Annotated in this window: 15 protein-coding genes; 8 read left to right on the forward strand and 7 right to left on the reverse strand. The window is 69.0% G+C overall.

Annotated features, from left to right (window positions below):
* Positions 1-8: 8 nt before the first annotated feature.
* On the reverse strand, positions 9-812 hold the full coding sequence (locus L8K25_RS01205) for an SDR family oxidoreductase (RefSeq protein WP_242137108.1): 804 nt from the start codon (positions 810-812) through the stop codon (positions 9-11).
* Between the two features lie 110 nt (positions 813-922).
* On the opposite strand from L8K25_RS01205, the gene L8K25_RS01210 reads away from it, so the two are divergent.
* Positions 923-1825: an alpha/beta hydrolase gene (locus L8K25_RS01210; protein WP_242137109.1), complete on the forward strand. Its 903-nt coding sequence runs from the start codon at positions 923-925 to the stop codon at positions 1823-1825.
* 3 nt (positions 1826-1828) lie between these two features.
* Here the strand turns inward: L8K25_RS01210 and L8K25_RS01215 are convergent, their stop codons facing one another.
* Complete coding sequence (locus tag L8K25_RS01215; RefSeq protein WP_242137110.1) at positions 1829-2956, reverse strand: Gfo/Idh/MocA family oxidoreductase; 1128 nt, start codon at positions 2954-2956, stop codon at positions 1829-1831.
* Between the two features lie 128 nt (positions 2957-3084).
* On the opposite strand from L8K25_RS01215, the gene L8K25_RS01220 reads away from it, so the two are divergent.
* A complete protein-coding gene (locus L8K25_RS01220; RefSeq protein WP_242137111.1) occupies positions 3085-4893 on the forward strand; it encodes a glycoside hydrolase family 15 protein in 1809 nt (602 codons plus the stop codon).
* Between the two features lie 41 nt (positions 4894-4934).
* On the opposite strand, the gene L8K25_RS01225 is transcribed toward L8K25_RS01220, so the two are convergent.
* The 5 genes from L8K25_RS01225 to L8K25_RS01245 are packed head-to-tail and all read right to left on the reverse strand — an operon-like array spanning position 4935 to position 9222.
* A complete protein-coding gene (locus L8K25_RS01225) occupies positions 4935-5984 on the reverse strand; it encodes a glycosyltransferase family 4 protein (RefSeq protein ID WP_242137112.1) in 1050 nt (349 codons plus the stop codon).
* Positions 5971-6558 (reverse strand): class I SAM-dependent methyltransferase, encoded by a 588-nt coding sequence (locus L8K25_RS01230; RefSeq protein ID WP_242137113.1) that lies wholly within the window; start codon positions 6556-6558, stop codon positions 5971-5973. The genes L8K25_RS01225 and L8K25_RS01230 overlap by 14 nt, the downstream gene beginning before the upstream one ends.
* Positions 6555-7199, reverse strand: a complete 645-nt coding sequence (locus tag L8K25_RS01235) for a PIG-L family deacetylase (protein WP_242137114.1) — start codon at positions 7197-7199, stop codon at positions 6555-6557. The genes L8K25_RS01230 and L8K25_RS01235 overlap by 4 nt, the downstream gene beginning before the upstream one ends.
* An 8-nt stretch (positions 7200-7207) precedes the next feature.
* A complete protein-coding gene (locus L8K25_RS01240; protein ID WP_242137115.1) occupies positions 7208-8230 on the reverse strand; it encodes an acyl-CoA dehydrogenase in 1023 nt (340 codons plus the stop codon).
* Positions 8227-9222: a glycosyltransferase gene (locus L8K25_RS01245; protein WP_242137116.1), complete on the reverse strand. Its 996-nt coding sequence runs from the start codon at positions 9220-9222 to the stop codon at positions 8227-8229. The genes L8K25_RS01240 and L8K25_RS01245 overlap by 4 nt, the downstream gene beginning before the upstream one ends.
* Before the next feature lie 319 nt (positions 9223-9541).
* Between L8K25_RS01245 and L8K25_RS01250 the strand changes: the two genes are divergently transcribed.
* Genes L8K25_RS01250 through L8K25_RS01275 form a run of 6 tightly spaced genes read left to right on the forward strand, consistent with a single transcriptional unit; the run spans position 9542 to position 16067 of the window.
* Positions 9542-9994 (forward strand): MarR family transcriptional regulator, encoded by a 453-nt coding sequence (locus L8K25_RS01250; RefSeq protein WP_242137117.1) that lies wholly within the window; start codon positions 9542-9544, stop codon positions 9992-9994.
* Positions 9991-12045, forward strand: coding sequence for an FUSC family protein (locus tag L8K25_RS01255; RefSeq protein WP_242137118.1), 2055 nt, complete (start codon positions 9991-9993; stop codon positions 12043-12045). Before L8K25_RS01250 ends, L8K25_RS01255 begins: the two co-directional genes overlap by 4 nt.
* On the forward strand, positions 12042-12248 hold the full coding sequence (locus tag L8K25_RS01260) for a DUF1656 domain-containing protein (protein WP_242137119.1): 207 nt from the start codon (positions 12042-12044) through the stop codon (positions 12246-12248). Before L8K25_RS01255 ends, L8K25_RS01260 begins: the two co-directional genes overlap by 4 nt.
* Positions 12245-13150, forward strand: a complete 906-nt coding sequence (locus L8K25_RS01265; protein WP_242137120.1) for an efflux RND transporter periplasmic adaptor subunit — start codon at positions 12245-12247, stop codon at positions 13148-13150. The genes L8K25_RS01260 and L8K25_RS01265 overlap by 4 nt, the downstream gene beginning before the upstream one ends.
* Entirely contained in the window at positions 13147-14568 is a 1422-nt protein-coding gene (locus tag L8K25_RS01270; RefSeq protein ID WP_242137121.1) for an efflux transporter outer membrane subunit, read from the forward strand. The genes L8K25_RS01265 and L8K25_RS01270 overlap by 4 nt, the downstream gene beginning before the upstream one ends.
* Positions 14565-16067: an MFS transporter gene (locus L8K25_RS01275; RefSeq protein ID WP_242137122.1), complete on the forward strand. Its 1503-nt coding sequence runs from the start codon at positions 14565-14567 to the stop codon at positions 16065-16067. The genes L8K25_RS01270 and L8K25_RS01275 overlap by 4 nt, the downstream gene beginning before the upstream one ends.
* Positions 16068-16080: the final 13 nt, after the last annotated feature.

Here is a 16080-nt window from a genome sequence, read left to right on the forward strand (position 1 = left end):
TCCGGCGATCACACCGCCATCGTCATCACCGACCCCGAATCGACGCGCAGCCCTGCGCCGTTGATGAAGCTTGCCTGCTCCGAACACAGGAACACGATCGCAGCAGCGACTTCTTCCGCCCGCCCGCGACGCTTGAGCGTCATTCCCGGCCGTTCCTCCGCGAGGAAGCTCTCGATCGCCTCGTCGACACTGGTGCCGTTTTCCTTGGCACGCTTTTCCATCATGGCATCGGTCATCGGCGTCGCGATGAACGCGGGCGAAACGCTGTTCACGAGCACGTTGTCGCATCCGTACGCCTTGGACAGGCCCTTTGCGAGATTGAGGATTCCCGCCTTGGACGCGCAATAGGCGAGTTCGTCGACGTAGGGCTGTACCGCATCCTCGGACGACAGCAGCACGATCCGGCCCCATCCCTTGGCGCGCATCGCCGGGATCGCCTCGCGGCACATGCGGACGGCACCCATCAGGTTGATCTCGATCGTCTCCTGCCAGCCGGCATCGTCGACGTCGAGAAAATCACCCGTCGCGCCGGTCACGCCGGCCGAGTTGACGTAAATGTCCGGCGCGCCGAGCTTTGCGGTCACCTCGGCGAACAGTTTCCGGACATCGTCGAGCTTGGTGACGTCCGCCTCGACCGCGATGACCTCGCCGAGCGATGCCAGGTCGGCGCGGCTTTGCTCCAGATCGCCGCCCGGCTTGTCGGTCAGCGCCACGCGGACGCCTTCGGCCAGCAGCAGTCGTGCCGTTTCCTTGCCCATGCCCGAATCCGCACCGCTGATCAGCGCAATCCGTCCCTTGATACCCAAATCCATGTCGTCGATCCTCGTCAGATGGTCCGACGCAAGAAGCGGTGGCACCCCGCCCGGGTTCCGCATCCCTCAGCGAGTCCGTGCGTTGCCCGACGGAAAGCAGGAGAAAGACGATGGACGACCAGGCCAGGCAGGTGCTCGACCGGCTCGCCGCATTGGCACCGGATGGCGACCCGGCGGCGGACGACGCGGCGTGGCTCGCCGCGTTTCGTTACCAGACCGCGTTGCTGCGGGACTTTGGCGGCGTTTCCGAGCCGCTGCTCTCGGTAGGCCTGCGCAGTCTCGGTGGCGTGGGGGCGCGCATCTTCCGGCCGAGCGACGACGATGACGCAATCCTGTTCCACCTGCATGGCGGCGGAGGCATCGCAGGCACGCTCGATGGACACGACCCCGCGTTGCGCCTGCTGGCCGCCCGCACAGGCTGGACCGTCGTCGCGCCCGACTATCGGCTTGCACCCGAACATCGCTTCCCGGCGCAACTGGAGGACAGTTATTCCGCCCTGATCGCGCTGCACGCCGAACGACCGGCACGTCGCATCGTCCTGTCGGGTGACAGTATCGGCGCGACGCTCGCGACTGCGCTGGCGATGCTGGTGCGCGACCGTGGCGGTCCGGCGCTGGCGGGGCAGCTGCTGCTCTATCCCAACACCGATCTGCGGCGCGGCGCCGACTATCCCTCGCGCCGCAGCGAGGACGGCAATATCATCGGGCTCGAGGATCTCGAGCGGCAAATCGACCTGTACGTGGCGGACGACGCCGCCCGGTCAGATGCCCGAGCGTCGCCGCTCCTCTCGGATCAGCTGGACACCCTTCCCCCCACGCTGATCCTTACCTGCGAGCGGGACCCGTTGCGCGACGAAGGCGAAGCCTATGCCCGTCGCCTGCGCGCAGCGGGGGTGACGGTCGAGCATCACCGGGTTCCCGGGATGATCCATGCGTTCCTGCAAATGGCCGGCATGGTGTCCGCGACCACACAGTGGCTTGCGGTCGCCAAGCGTTGGCTTGGCGACCGCTGAGCCTTACTGGGTCGGGCTGGACGCGTTCACGTCCTTGGGGGGCGTAACAGCGCCGAGCGTCTGGACCTGTGCCTTGGTATCGATCCGGCGTAGCCGCTCGAACGGAGCAAGTTCCTCACGCTGACCACTCTTCAGGGCGCGGACGATACCCTCGATCACGCGCAGGTCGGCCACGCCTTCCTCGGCATCCGGCTCGGGCTCGCGATCGTTGAGGATGCAATCCGAGAAATAGCGCATCTCGCCGCCGAACTGGTCGGTGGTCTTGAACGTCTCCTCCGTCGTCTCGTCGCCGATCCGTCGGGTCTGCGCGATCCCCATGCCAAAGCCGTAAGCCGGGCTCATATGGATGCTACCCTTGGTGCCGGCGATGATCAGGCTGTCGATGTTGTTGGTGTAATAGGACACCGTGAACTGCGCGAGCCGATCCCCTGGCATCCGCAGCGTGACCGCGACGGTATCGTCGAAATCGGCACAGCCCGACTGGGCATGGCGCGTCCCGATGGCGGCTTCGACGGCAACCGGCTCGGCCCCGAACAGGTAGCGGATCGCGTTGATGGGATAGGGTGCCATGTCGAACAGCGGACCGGCCTCGATCCCGCTGGAGGCGCGGTGGTTGGCGGGGTCGACCATCTGCCCGAAGAAGGAGGTGAAGGCGACCAGGTCTCCCAATTCGCCCGCGCGGATGCGATCGATCGCATCCAGCGTCCCCGGCTCGAAATGCAGGCGATACGCCACCATCAGCTTGGCCGACGATGCCGCCGCCGCGGCGCGGATTTTTTCCGACAGCGCGACCGAAATCTCGAGTGGCTTTTCGCTCAGGACATGGATGCCAGCCTCCAGCGCCGGGATCGCAAACTCGGCGTGGCGCCAGTTGGGCGTGCCGAGATAGACCGCATCGATCGTGCCCGAGGCGAGCAGCGTGTCGAACTGTTCGTAGGAATAGGTGTCGGTTACCCCGTATAACTCGCCTAGCTTGCGCGCCTTCTCCGGGTCGCCGGTGACGATCGCCACCAGCTCCGAATTGCCGGTATGCTTGATGCCTGGCATCATCGCCGACTGGGTGATGTCGCCCGCGCCGACGACGGCGTAGCGGACCTTCTTGGTGAGCCCGAGGGCCGATGCGATGCTCATGGTATCTCCGGATCGTGAGGTGCGGATGCGCAACGCGCGGGGTTCGCGTGGTTTCCACGGAGATTTGCCCGCATCTGCGAGTTGAGCGATCCGAAGCGCGGCCGGCATGGGTGCGCAGGAGCCGTATCGTGACCGCACTCAACGCCCTTACCGCCGCCCGCGACGATGGCGGCTTCCTTCCGTTGCACGCTTATGGTGCGCTCGGTGATGGCCGCGCGGTCGTGCTCAGCGGCAGCGACGGGTCGATCGACTGGTGGTGCGTGCCCAACATGGATTCGCCCCCGCTGTTCGACCGTCTGCTCGATGCGGACACCGGCGGGCGGTTCGTCCTCGCCCCCGTTGATCCGTTCACGGTGGAACGGCGGTATCTTCCCGACAGCAATGTGCTCGAGACGATCTTCGCGACCGAAACCGGCCGCGTTCGGATGGTGGAATCGCTTAACAGCGGATCGGCGGGGCGCCTGCCGTGGGCGGAGCTGGCGCGGCGACTGGAAGGGATCGCGGGCAGCATGCGCTTCGCGATCGACCTGCGGTTCGGCCGACGCGCGGATACGGTCAGCCCGTATTTCTCTCGCGCCGGGCAGCATCACGTCTTCCACGTCGGCAGCGTGCTCGGCCTGTTCCTAAAGAGCGACAGCGTGACGATTGACCAGCAGAATGATGGCGGGATCCGTGCCAGCGTCACGCTCGACGCGACGGACCGAGCGACGATCGCGATCGTCGCCGGCGCCGACGAGCCGCTGGTCGTTCCCGACATCGCCGAGATCGATGCACGGATCGACCTGTCCGACGCGGAATGGCGCAGCTGGTGCGACCGCATTTCCTATACCGGCGCGCGGCGCGAGCTGGTGCTGCGCCATGCCCTCGCGCTCAAGCTGCTGCTATATTCGCCCACCGGGGCGATCGTGGCGGCGGCGACGACATCGCTGCCCGAACGCATCGGCGGCGACAAGAACTGGGACTATCGCTACGCCTGGATCCGCGACGCCGGCTATACGATCAAGGCGTTCCTGCGGATCGGCGCGCAGGCCGAGGCGAAGGCCGGCTTCACCTGGCTGCTCAAGCGCCTCGGCGACGGGTTGCCGCGGGTCTGCTACACGCTTGGCGGCGACCCGGTCGACGCACCGCGCTCCATCGCGATCGACGGCTACCAGGGGTCGCAGCCGGTACAGGTCGGCAATGCCGCGGGCGCGCAGCATCAGCACGGCATCTACGGCGACATCTTCGAAACGGCCGAGCGCTTCATCGCGTGCGGCAACATCCTGGACAGCCGCAGCGCCGAAACCCTGTCGCACCTGGCCGACCAGTGCGCCGACCGCTGGCGCGAGCCGGACGCGGGCATCTGGGAACTGCCCGACCTGCGCCACTACACCATGTCGAAGATCAGCTGCTGGCAGGCGCTGGCGCGCGCGGTGGAGCTGGCGGATGGTGGTCACCTGCCGACCACCTGTCGCGACCGCTGGGCCCGCGAGCGCGACCGCATCGAAGCCTGGATCGGCGAACACTGCTGGTCGGAAACCCGTGGCACTTATCTATTCTATCCCGGCAGCGACCGGCTCGATGCGTCGCTGGCGCTCGCGGTGCGGTTCCGCTTCGACGGACGCGACCGGATGAGGCGCACGCTCGACGCGATCGACTCCGAGCTGGCGGCGGGTGCCTTCCATTATCGCTATTCCGGAGCGGACGCGGAGGAAGGCTGCTTCCTCGCCTGCACGTTCTGGATGGTCGAGGCCCGCGCCATGCTCGGCGAGCGAGCGCGCGCCGCCGTCCAGTTCGACGCCGCGCTTGCCGGTCTGGAAAGCGGCGTCGGGATCGCACCCGAGATGGTCGACGCGACGAACGGACAGTGGCTTGGCAACATGCCGCAGGGGCTGACCCATCTCGCGATCCTGCAGACCGCGGCGACGCTGGATCTGGGGGCCGATACCCACGCCTGAGGACCGCGGCGTGGGGCTGCCCGCCGCGGCCCCGACCGACATCAGCGTCGGGCCAGGACGCGCGCGTACAGCCGGTGATAGTCCGCCGCCATGCGATCCGCCGAGAAGCGCGTCTGGACATCGGCGCGGCAGGCGGCCCGGTCGATCTGTCCGATCCGGTCGATCGCGCTGCACGCCTGCTCCGCGGTATTGACGACGAAGCCGGTTTCGCCGTCCCGGACGATGTCCGCCATCGACCCGCGCCGGAAGGCAATGACCGGCGTTCCGCACGCCAGCGCCTCGACCACCGACAGACCAAATGGCTCCTCGAAATCGATCAGATGCAACAGCGCCATCGCGGAGCCGAGCGCCGCCAGCCGCGCCTGCCCGCCGAGTGGCCCGAGGTAACGCACCGTCACCCCGTCGATGTGCGGGCGCACCTGTTCCTCGAAATAGCGCTGATCCTGGACGATCCCCGCGATGTTCAGCGGAATGTTCGCGGCGCGCGCGACCGCGATGGCGACCGCCGTGCCCTTGTCGGGGTGGATGCGCCCGAAGAACAGCAGTTCGCGCACCGGCGCCGTCCCGAACGGGAAGGCGCCGATGTCGATCCCGTGCGGAATCGTCGCGGCATAGCGCAACTGCGGGCTGCGATCGGTCGCGCTGATCGCGACATAGTCCACGTCGTGCTGATATTCGCGCAACATCGGCAGGATCCGCTCCGACGGCATCCCGTGGACGGTGGTGACGATCGGCGTGCGGATCAGCCGGCTGAACGCCAGCGGAACGAAATCGGCCTGGTTGTGGATGATGTCGAACGCGGCGGCCCGTTCCATGACATGGGCGACGTGCCGCATCTCCCATACCTTGGCGTCGACCGCGGGATCGTCATTATATGGCCGCGGTACGACCCCGGCGAGCGTGCCCGACGTCGCGCTGTCGCAGGTGGCGAACAACGTCACGTCGATCCCGCGCGCGACCAGCGCCTCGGTCAGGACGCTCGTCGCCAATTCCCAGGGACCATAATGATGCGGCGGGGTGCGCCACGCGATCGGCGCCAGCATCGCGACCCGGATCGGCCGCTGCGGGTCCGGACGTTCAGCGCCGGACATAGGATTGCACCCGCCAGCGGCCCGTGCGGCCGTCGCCCGCCGTGCGCCAGGCCGCACCGGATGCGGCGAGAAAGCGGCCATGGATCCGCGCCGCATGCTGGACGAAATCGGGATAGTCCACGCGGTGATGCGCAAGGACCAGCCGCCCTCCGGGCCGCAGGCTCGCCACCACGTCGCGCGCGACCCGCGCCATGTCGCGCGGCGACAGGTAATATAGCACTTCGGCAATCACCACGGCATCATACCGCCCGCCCGGGAAACCGCCGGGCAGAACGAGCTGTCGCACCCGCACATGCCGCCGCCCGGGCACTGCCGCACGGATGGCGCGGTTTACGAGGTCGACACCGCTCTGCGTCCCCTCGGTCGCATCGAGCCGCAACGCGCGACGTGCGAGCGCAACGCTGTTCGATCCGTTGCCCGCCGCGAGTTCGAGCACGCGACCGATCGGCCCCGGCCCGAGCCCGTGCAGGATCGCGCCGCGCTTGTGCGCCTCGTCACGATCGGTGAAGGTGCTCCAGGGGTCCGCATGATCGGCAAATTTTCGTTCAAACCCGGCAAGATCGATCGGCTTCAACGGGGTACCTCCCGGTAGCGTTCGAGCGGATGGGCGAACGCCGCCAGTTCCGCTCGCGAAATCGTGAAGCCGCCCGGATCGTCGTCGATCATTCCGAACTGGCTGGCATAGCGCAGGATCGCGCCGCGCTTTGCCGCCGCGACGGGGCCAAGGCGCAGGTAATGCGTCGGCGAACGCGCCCGCGCCTGGCGGTTGGGCCAGACGAGATAGTCGAGCCGTCGCGCCACCGGGCACGCCGCCGCGCCGGTCGCGACCACGCGGTGATCGGGATGATCGTCATCCTGCGCCGGCATCACGAGCAGGTCATAGCGGCGCGCCTGCGCCAGTGCCCGCGCGATCGCCCGGTGCGCATGGTCGGCAGCCGTGGCCAGTCCCCCGTCGGGCAGGCCGAGGAACCGCACGTCGCCCGCCGCAATCCCGATTCCCGCGAGCACCGCCCGCGTTTCGCGCCGACGCCGCGCCACCAGCCGGTCGCGCGGCCAAGTGGCGCTGTTGGGGTGCGATCCGGCGCCGTCGGTGACGACCACGACCCGCACACGCGCGCCGCGCCGCTTGAGCAGCCGCATCAGGCCGAAGGCGCCGATGGCCTCGTCATCGGGATGGGGCGCAACGATCAGCGCGCTGCGAACCTGGTCGATCACGAGCGGTCTCACAGGTCGGGCATCAGCACGGCGCTGGCGGCGGCCTTGCCGACGCGCATCCGTTGCGCATCGGGGGCTGGCTGACGCAGATAGACCATCAGGTCGGTCATCGCCGCCGCAAGCGGATGATCGACGAACATGCCCGACACCCCGACCGCCTGCTGCGCGAGCGTGATCGCGCGCTCGGCGGCGGCGGCCACCGCCAGCCGCGCGGCCGCGACGCGCTCGACATAGCCCGCTTCGGGCCAGGACAGCGCGACGGTCCGTACCGCATCGGCCGCCGCCGACGCCGCGCCATAAAGGTCCGCGAGCCGCCCGAGCTGATGCGGATCCTCGCTCCGCGCGGTCGCCTGGAGATGATCGCGCACATGATCGAACAGCGCCGCGACGCCGCCGGCGTGACACGCGACGAAGCGGAGCGCCCCACCGCTGAAATAGGGTTCGCGCGCATAATCGCCCGGTGCGCCGATCGTGCGGAACGTGTCGGGCCCGGCGTCATCCCAGCGCACCATATGCGTCTGCGATCGCTCCATCCCGATGACATTCCACCAGGCGCGATCGATCGATGGCGCCGAAGCGGCAAGATCGATCAGCAGAAGCCGGTTCCCCTCCGGCGTGTCCGCCCCGGCCAGGGCATAGTCGACGATCCCGGCCCCCGAGGCGAAGCTCTTGCCACCGTGGAGCCGTCCATCCACCACGCGCAACGGATCGTCTGGGATGGCGGCGTTCCACACGCCGAACACGCGTCCCTGCCCCGCCAGCGCCATCACGGCATCCGCGCCGGCGCGATCGTCGTAGCGCTGGAGGATCTGCAGCGCATCGACATGCCCTTCGAACAGCCGGGCAAGCGGCAAGTCGCGACGCGCGATGCGGTACAACTGGCGCAACAGGGCGAGCATCTCGGCAGCGTCGCGCGGATCGCCCGGTACCGGCAACAGCCGATACACCGCGCCCAGCCGTTCCGCCATCTGCGCACCCGTCGGGCGCGGTTCCGCGAGCAGCCGGTCGAGCGGGTCGGGAACCGCGTTCATGCCGCCATACGCGCAGGACGGGACAGCAACGCCGCCAGCGCCAGCTCGGCCGTGTCGAGATCGACCAGGCGCTCGCCCCCCGGGACATCGGGGACAACCCGGATCGCGAAGGCCTCGGCATTGGCAGCCTCGGCGGCGATGGCGCGGATGTCCGCCTCGGGGCGCTGCAGGACGACAGCCAACGAGGGTGCAGCGGTGTCTAGCGTCCCCCAGACGGCGCGCGCGCGCGCATGTCGGGCGTACCGCCAGGCGACATCCTCGGGATGCGCCATGCGCGCCGCCTGTCCCCCGGTGCGGTCGAGATCGCGGAGATGATCGGCCAGCCCCCCGAGCGCACGCCCGGTGCGGCGCGTCGATGTTTCCACCCGGACCCGGTCGTCGCGGCGGACGCGTAGCCCATGCCGATAGGCCAGATCGACCAGCCGCGCATCCTCGCCCGCCGCCACCGCCGCGAACCCGCCCAGCGCAGCATAGGTCCGTACCGTACACCCGAGGCTCGCGGCGCTGGTGTAATGATGCGGCGCACCCTCCCATGGCACCGGGTCGAGCAACCGGCGGAGCCGGGCAAGCCCGTCATAATAGGCCTCGATCCGGTCCTGCACCGGGCTGGCCGCCCCACCGCTGCGGACGATCCGACCCGCGACGATGTCGGACAGATCCAGCGCCGCCAGGTTCGTCGCCACCCAATCCGCCGCCGGGACGGAATCCGCATCGGTCGACAGCAGCACCCCGGCCTCGCCGACCAGTTTCTCCCCGAGCGCCATCGCCGCCGCCCGCGCCCGACCGGCATTGGGCGTTCCGGCATGCGCCGCGGAGCGGGTCACGATCTCGAACGGTACCGTGTCGCGATACCCTGCGATCACCGTCTCGCTGTCGTCGGTACAGGCGTCGAGCAGCAGGCAGAGGACAAACGGCGGCGCATTCGTCTGCCGGGCCAGTGCATCGAGCAACGCGGGCAGCAATGCGGCTTCGTTGCGCGCCGGAATGCACACGGCAATCGCCGCTGACCGCCTTGTCCCCGTCGATCGGTCGAGCGGCGGCACTGGTGCATGATGGTTTTGGATTACGCGGCTCACTTCCCGAGGTGTCATCGTGGCTACCATCTCGCTTTCATGAGCGAAACGCCGATCGACCTTAAAAGGATCAATCGCTCCGTCTGGAAGAGAACGGCGAACCGTACGATCGGCAGATCGGACTGTCCGCGCCCGAAAAACCCCCGGCGCACGGCAAAACCATCCCCAGGCCGGTTTTTTTGGACGCGACGCAGATTCCGCATTGCAGCATTGATTGCGGACATTACTTAGCACGCTAATGATATCGCCACGCCCTTCGCTCGAGGCGTCCTACGCCCGGACCCTTCTCCCGCTTGCCCGCATGTGGCGGCAAGCGGCGGATCGCGCGCTGAGTGGCATGGGACTGTCCGCGTCGATCGGCTGGGCGCTGATCCAGGTCGGTCGTCTTGGCGACGACGTCCGGCAGACCGACCTGGCAAACGAACTCGACGTCACGCAGGCGTCGCTGGTCCGGTCGATCGACCAGATGGTCGCTGCCGACCTGGTCGAGCGGCACCGCGATCCGGTCGATGCGCGGGTCAGCCGGATCCGCCTGACCGACCATGGACGCGCGCTCGCCACCACCATCGAGACGAAACTGGAAACCCTGCGTCATGCGATGCTCGACGGCGTGAACGACGCCGACCTCGCGACGGCGCTGCGCGTCGCCGAGCGAGTCGGCGCGCGCTTTCTGAAGGATCGGGCGCGATGATCCTCGACCGGTTCGGCAGCCGGAACGCGTTGTTCGCGGTAAAATGCTTCGTCGCGGCGATGCTGGCGTATTACATCGCGCTCAAGATCGGACTGACCCGCCCCTATTGGGCCGTCACCACCTCGTACATCGTCGCGCAACCGCTGGCGGGCGCGGTGCTGTCCAAGGCGGTGTTCCGCGTTGCCGGAACCGTGCTCGGGGCGATCGCCGCGGTCGTGCTCGTCCCCAATCTCGTCAATGCGCCCGAACTTCTGTCGCTCGGGTTGGCCTTGTGGCTGGGGCTGTGCCTCTACATCTCGTTGCTCGACCGGACACCGCGCGCCTATCTCTTCCTGCTGGCGGGTTACACCGCGAGCATCATCGGCTTCCCATCGGTCAATGCGCCGGACGCGATCTTCACGACCGCCGCGCTGCGCGTCCAGGAAATCACGATCGGCATCCTGTGCGGCAGCCTGGTGCATGGCCTCGTCTTCCCGCAGACGGTGACGGCGACGTTGCTGGCGCGGATCGACGCGATCCTCGCCGATGCGGAGCGCTGGTCGCGCGATTCGCTTGCCGGTGCGTCCGATGCCGCGCTCGACCGCGATCGGCGTCGCCTTGCGCTCGACATCAACGACCTGCATCAGCTGTCGATCCATCTGCCGTTCGATACCGCGCGGCTGTTGCCGCGCGTCCGCACGCTGCGTGCACTGCAAGCGGAACTATCGATGCTGCTGCCGCTCGCCAGTGCGGTCGACGATCGGATCGTCGAGCTCAAGCGCGGTGCCGACGCCCCCCGCCCCGAGGCGCTCGCGCTGATCGAGGACGTACGCTTGTGGCTGGCGGATCCGCTGCCGGTGGCGGAACGGGGCGCCACCGCGGACCGGCTGATCGCGCGCGCAAGCGCGCTCGAACCGCCCCCCGACGCCACCGTGATCTGGCGCGACGCGCTCCGGCTCAGCCTGCTCGCGCGGCTGGCCGAGCTGATCGACGCGCATCGCAATGCGCGTGACCTGCGCGACCAGATGCGCTCGCCCTCGCGCGCGCCCGTGACCCCCGCGGTCGCCCGCCTGCTCGCGCGTTCCGCCAGGCGACCGCTGCACCGCGACCGGGGGATCGCCCTGCGCGCCGCTGCCGGAACGACCGCCACGATCCTGCTCGGTTGCATCTTCTGGATCGGCACCGGCTGGGCCGATGGGGCGGGCGCGGTGCTGATCGCGGGCGTCTGCTGCGCGCTGTTCGGCAACAGCGACGATCCGGCACCCGCGATCATGGCGTTTTTCTACGGAACGGTCATCGGGCTGGTCCTTGCGGCGGTCTATGCCTTCGCGATCCTGCCGCGCGTGACCGACTTCGTGACGCTCGCCGCGGTGCTCGCGCCCCCGATGCTGACCGGCGGGATGTTCCTCGCGCGCCCCTCGACCCTGCTGATCACGCTCGGGGCCTTGCTGGGCGGGCTCAACACGGTGGGATTGAACGACCGGTTCGGGGGAAGTTTCGATGCGTTCCTCAACGGCGGCATTGCGCAGCTGGTCGGCACGCTGTTCGCGGTGGTGACGGTCGGTCTGTTCCAGACGATCGGCGCGGATACCAGCGCACGCCGGCTGATCCGCGCCGGATGGCGCGAACTGGCGCTGCGCAGCGATGCGCCGGGCCGGCCGGACGCCGCCGGATGGGTCGCGCGTATGCTCGACCGGATCGGCCTGCTCGCGCCGCGCCTCGCGCTGCAGGGCGAAGACCCGGGCAAGCCGTTGCTCGACGCACTGACCGACCTGCGGGTCGGCGTCTCGATCGGCGAGCTGCGCCAGTTGCGCATCGACGGGTCGACCACGGAAGCCGGGCTGATCACTCCGGTGCTGCAAGGAGTCGGGGCGCATTACCGGGCGCTGCGGCCGGATCAGCCCGCGCCGCCCCAGCCCGATCTGCTGGCAGGGATCGATCGCGCGATGCGCGGGTTCCGCACCAGTACGCCCGGGCGTCACCGCTCCGGTATTCTCGCGCTGACGTCGCTCCGGCGCAACCTGTTCCCCGGGGCGCCGGCCTATCAACCAGAGGCGGGAGCGGCGGCATGATCGGCGGAATCTCCATCGGGGGGGTCTACCTCCCCTCGATTCTCCTGCTCGCGATCGCGGCGGTGCTGCTGACCGGCCTCGCGTCGCGGTTGCTCTCCTTCGCCGGAGCCTACCGGGTGGTGACGTACCGCCCGCTCGTCGACCTCGCCCTGTTCGTCCTCATCCTCGGGCTGCTCGCCCTGCTCACCGGACCTTCCGCATGACATCCGCCCGTTTCAAATCATTGCTCGCCCCGCTTGGTCGATCCGCCGCCACCCTGATCATCGTCGCGCTCGCGGTGCTGGTCGCCTTCTGGCTGTGGCGCCGCTACGAAACCGATCCCTGGACGCGCGACGGTCGCATTCGCGCGGATATCGTCCGCGTCACGCCCGATGTCGCGGGCCTGGTGACGCAGGTCGCGGTCCACGACAATCAGGCGGTGAAGCCGGGCGACATCCTGTTCGTGGTCGATCGCCCGCGCTTCCAGCTCACGCTCGCGCAATCCGATGCGTCGATCGCGAGCGCGCGCGCCACCTTGCTCCAGGCGCGGCGCGAGGCGCAACGCGACCTTGCGCTGGGCGATCTGGTCGCCAAGGAAACGCACGAGCAGAACGTCGCGCGGGTCGCCACCGCGTCCGCTTCGCTCGCGCAGGCGCAGAGCGCGCGGTCGACCGCGGCGCTCAACCTGGCGCGGACGACCGTGCGCGCGACGGTGCACGGGATCGTGACGAACCTCGATCTCCACCCCGGCGACTATATCGCGGCGGGCGCGCAGGCGATGGCGCTGGTCGACACCGATTCCCTCCGCGTCGAAGGGTATTTCGAGGAGACCAAGCTCGGCGGGATCCATTTGGGCGATCCGGTCATCGTGCATCTGATGGGCGAACCAAAGGCGCTGCACGGACGCGTCGACAGTATCGCGGCCGGGATCAACGACAGCGAACGCACCAACACCAGCAACCTGCTGCCCAACGTCAACCCGACCTTCAGCTGGGTCCGGCTGGCGCAACGGATCCCGGTACGGGTCAAGCTGGGTCAGGTCCCCGCCGGCGTTTCGCTGATCGTGGGGCGCACCGCGACGGTGACGGTGGAACACAAGGCTGGCCAGCCGGCGGTGGCGGCATGACGCGCTTCCGGACCGCGCCACGCAGGACGCTGCCCGCGCTGGTCGCGCTGGCGCTCGCCGGATGCACCACCGCCGGACCGAATTACGCGCTTCCGGAGGCCGCCGTGGTCAATCGCCCGTCGGCGCAGAACCGCTTCGACAGCGGGCATGAAAAGGTCTTCGCCGAGGTGCCGCTGCCCGATCACTGGTGGCAGCTTTACGGCGACACCCGGCTGGACGCATTCGTCACCGAAGCGCTCGCCGCCAACACCGATCTGCGCGCGGCCGACGCGAACCTGCGCCGCGCGGATGCGGTGGTTGCGGAGGTCGCTGCGGGGCGCACCCTGTCGACGCTGCTCGGCGGCGGCACCTCGCTCGATCGGCCCTATACGACCGGCGGCACGCTGCCCGGGACGCTCGACTACAACCTCGGGATCTCGCTCGCCTATCCGCTCGATCTGTCGGGGCGGATCCGGCGCGGGATCGAGGCAGCACAGGGCGATGCCGAAGCCGTTGCCGCCGCGCGCGACAATGTCCGCGTGACCGTCGCCGCCGAGACCGCGCGCAGCTTCGCCGCCGCCTGCACCGCCAACATGGTGCTTGCCGCCAACAACCGGATCCTCGCGCTGCAACGCCAGACGCTCGACGTAACCCAGCGGCTGCAGCGCGGCGGTCGCGGCACCGCGTTCGACGTCACCCGCGCGCGCTCGGCGGTCGAGCAGAGCGCGGCGCTGATCCCGACGCAGATCGCCACCCGCACCGCGGCGCTCTACCGGCTCGCGACGTTGATGGGGCGCACTCCCGCGGATTACCCGCGCGACGTCGCGACCTGCGCGCGACCGCCCGCGCTGACGCGTCCGCTGCCGATCGGCGACGGTGCGGCGCTGATCCGCCGCCGCCCCGATATCCGCGCCGCCGAACGCACGCTCGCCGCCGCCACCGCGCGGATCGGCGTGGCGACCGCCAACCTGTATCCGCAGGTGAGCCTGAGCGGCTCGGCGGGCTTCACCGGGCCGGTGTCGGCTTTGGGGTCGGGCAATGCCTTCCACCTCGGGCTGGGGCCGCTGATCAGCTGGAGCTTCCCCAATCGCCCGGTCGTCCGTGCGCAGATTGCGCAGGCGGGCGCGTCCGCCGACCAGGCGCTGGCGCAGTTCGATTCGACGACGCTGGAAGCATTGCGCCAGACCGAGACGGCGCTGTCGGCCTACGCGCGCGAGGCCGATCGCAACGCGGCACTGTCGCGCGCGCAGGCGAGTGCGGCGACCGCGGCGGACCAGGCGGGGCGGCTCTACCGCTTCGGGCGGACCGATTTCCTGTCGCTGCTGACCGCACAGGCCGCGCTGACCACCGCGCAAGCCAATCTCGCCGCCTCCGACGCGCTGCTGGTCGATCGCCAGGTCGACGTGTTCAAGGCGCTCGGCGGGGGGTGGCAGGCATGAGGCTGCGCCGTCGCGGGCTCGCCGCGATCAACAGCGAGATCCGCGACGGCATCCTCCCCGCCGCGGGCACGATCGCGCAGGTCGCCAGGGAGCCGGGCACCGTCCCGCACACGCCGCGCAACTACCGCGTCACCGCGCTGATCATCGCCTGCGCCTTGTTCATGGAACAGATGGACGCGACCGTGCTGGCGACGGCCTTGCCGACGATGGCGCGCGACTTCGGCGTGCCGGCGACCAACATGGGGTCGGCGCTCACCTCCTATCTGCTGGCGCTCGCGATCTTCATTCCGGCGAGCGGACGGCTGGCCGACCGGTTCGGCTCTCGCACGGTGTTCCGCGCCGCGATCCTGATCTTCGTCGGCGGATCGATGCTGTGCGGTTTCGCCACCAGCCTGCCGTTCATGATGGGCGCGCGCTTCCTGCAGGGTCTGGGCGGCGCGATGATGATCCCGATCGGGCGGCTCGTCCTGCTGCGCAGCGTCGCCAAGGAGGACATGGTCCAGGCGATGTCGTGGCTGATCATGCCCGCGCTGATCGGCCCGATCCTCGGGCCGCCGGTAGGGGGCGCGATCGTCACCTATCTCGACTGGCGCTGGATCTTCTATCTCAACGTGCCGATCGGGTTGCTCGGCGTGGTGCTGGTGACCCGCTACATCGGCGAGGTGCGGGCGGACCGTCCGGCGCGGTTCGACGTCCCGGGCTTCCTGCTGTCGGGCGTGTCGCTCGGGTGCCTGTTGTTCGGATTCGAGATGACCAGCCGCACGGGCGAATTCTCGGCGGCGCTGACGCTGATCGCGATCGGGCTCGTCTCCGGCGTCCTCTACATCCGCCACGCCAAGCGGCGCGCCGATCCGATCCTCGACCTGTCGCTGATGCGGATCCCGTCGTTTCGCCTGTCGGTAATCGGCGGGTCGCTGACGCGGATCACGCAGGGCGCGCAGCCGTTCCTGCTGCCGATGATGCTACAGCTTGGGTTCGGCATGACCGCCGCGGCGAGCGGGGCGATCACCGTGGCGGGGGCGATCGGGTCGCTCGGAATGAAGGGTCTGGCGCCGCGCCTGCTGCGCCGGTTCGGGTTCCGCAACAGCCTGATCGTCGGCGGCATTTGCGCGAGTGCCGGTTATGCGGTGTGCGGCTTGTTTCGTCCCGACTGGCCGATCCCGGTGATCTTCGGCGTGCTGATGCTGTCGGGTTTCTTCATGTCGTTCCAGTTCTCGGCGTACAATACGATCGCCTATGACGAGATCCCTTCCACGCGGATGAGCAGCGCGACGAGTTTCTACGCGACCTTCCAGCAATTGATGCTGTCGCTCGGCATCTGCGTCGGCGCGGCTTCGCTCCATGTCGGGATGCTGGGGTCCGGTCATGTGAACCCGGCGCTCCGCGACTTCACGCTCGCGTTCTTCGTGGTGACCGCCGTCTCGGCCTCCGCGACGATCTGGAACCGTCGGTTCGCGGCCGACGCGGGGGCCGAGCTGAGCGGCCACCGCGCGGGCTAGCGCCGGTCGGCTC

This window comes from Sphingomonas sp. TREG-RG-20F-R18-01 (assembly GCF_022662475.1).
Taxonomy (GTDB): domain Bacteria; phylum Pseudomonadota; class Alphaproteobacteria; order Sphingomonadales; family Sphingomonadaceae; genus Sphingomonas.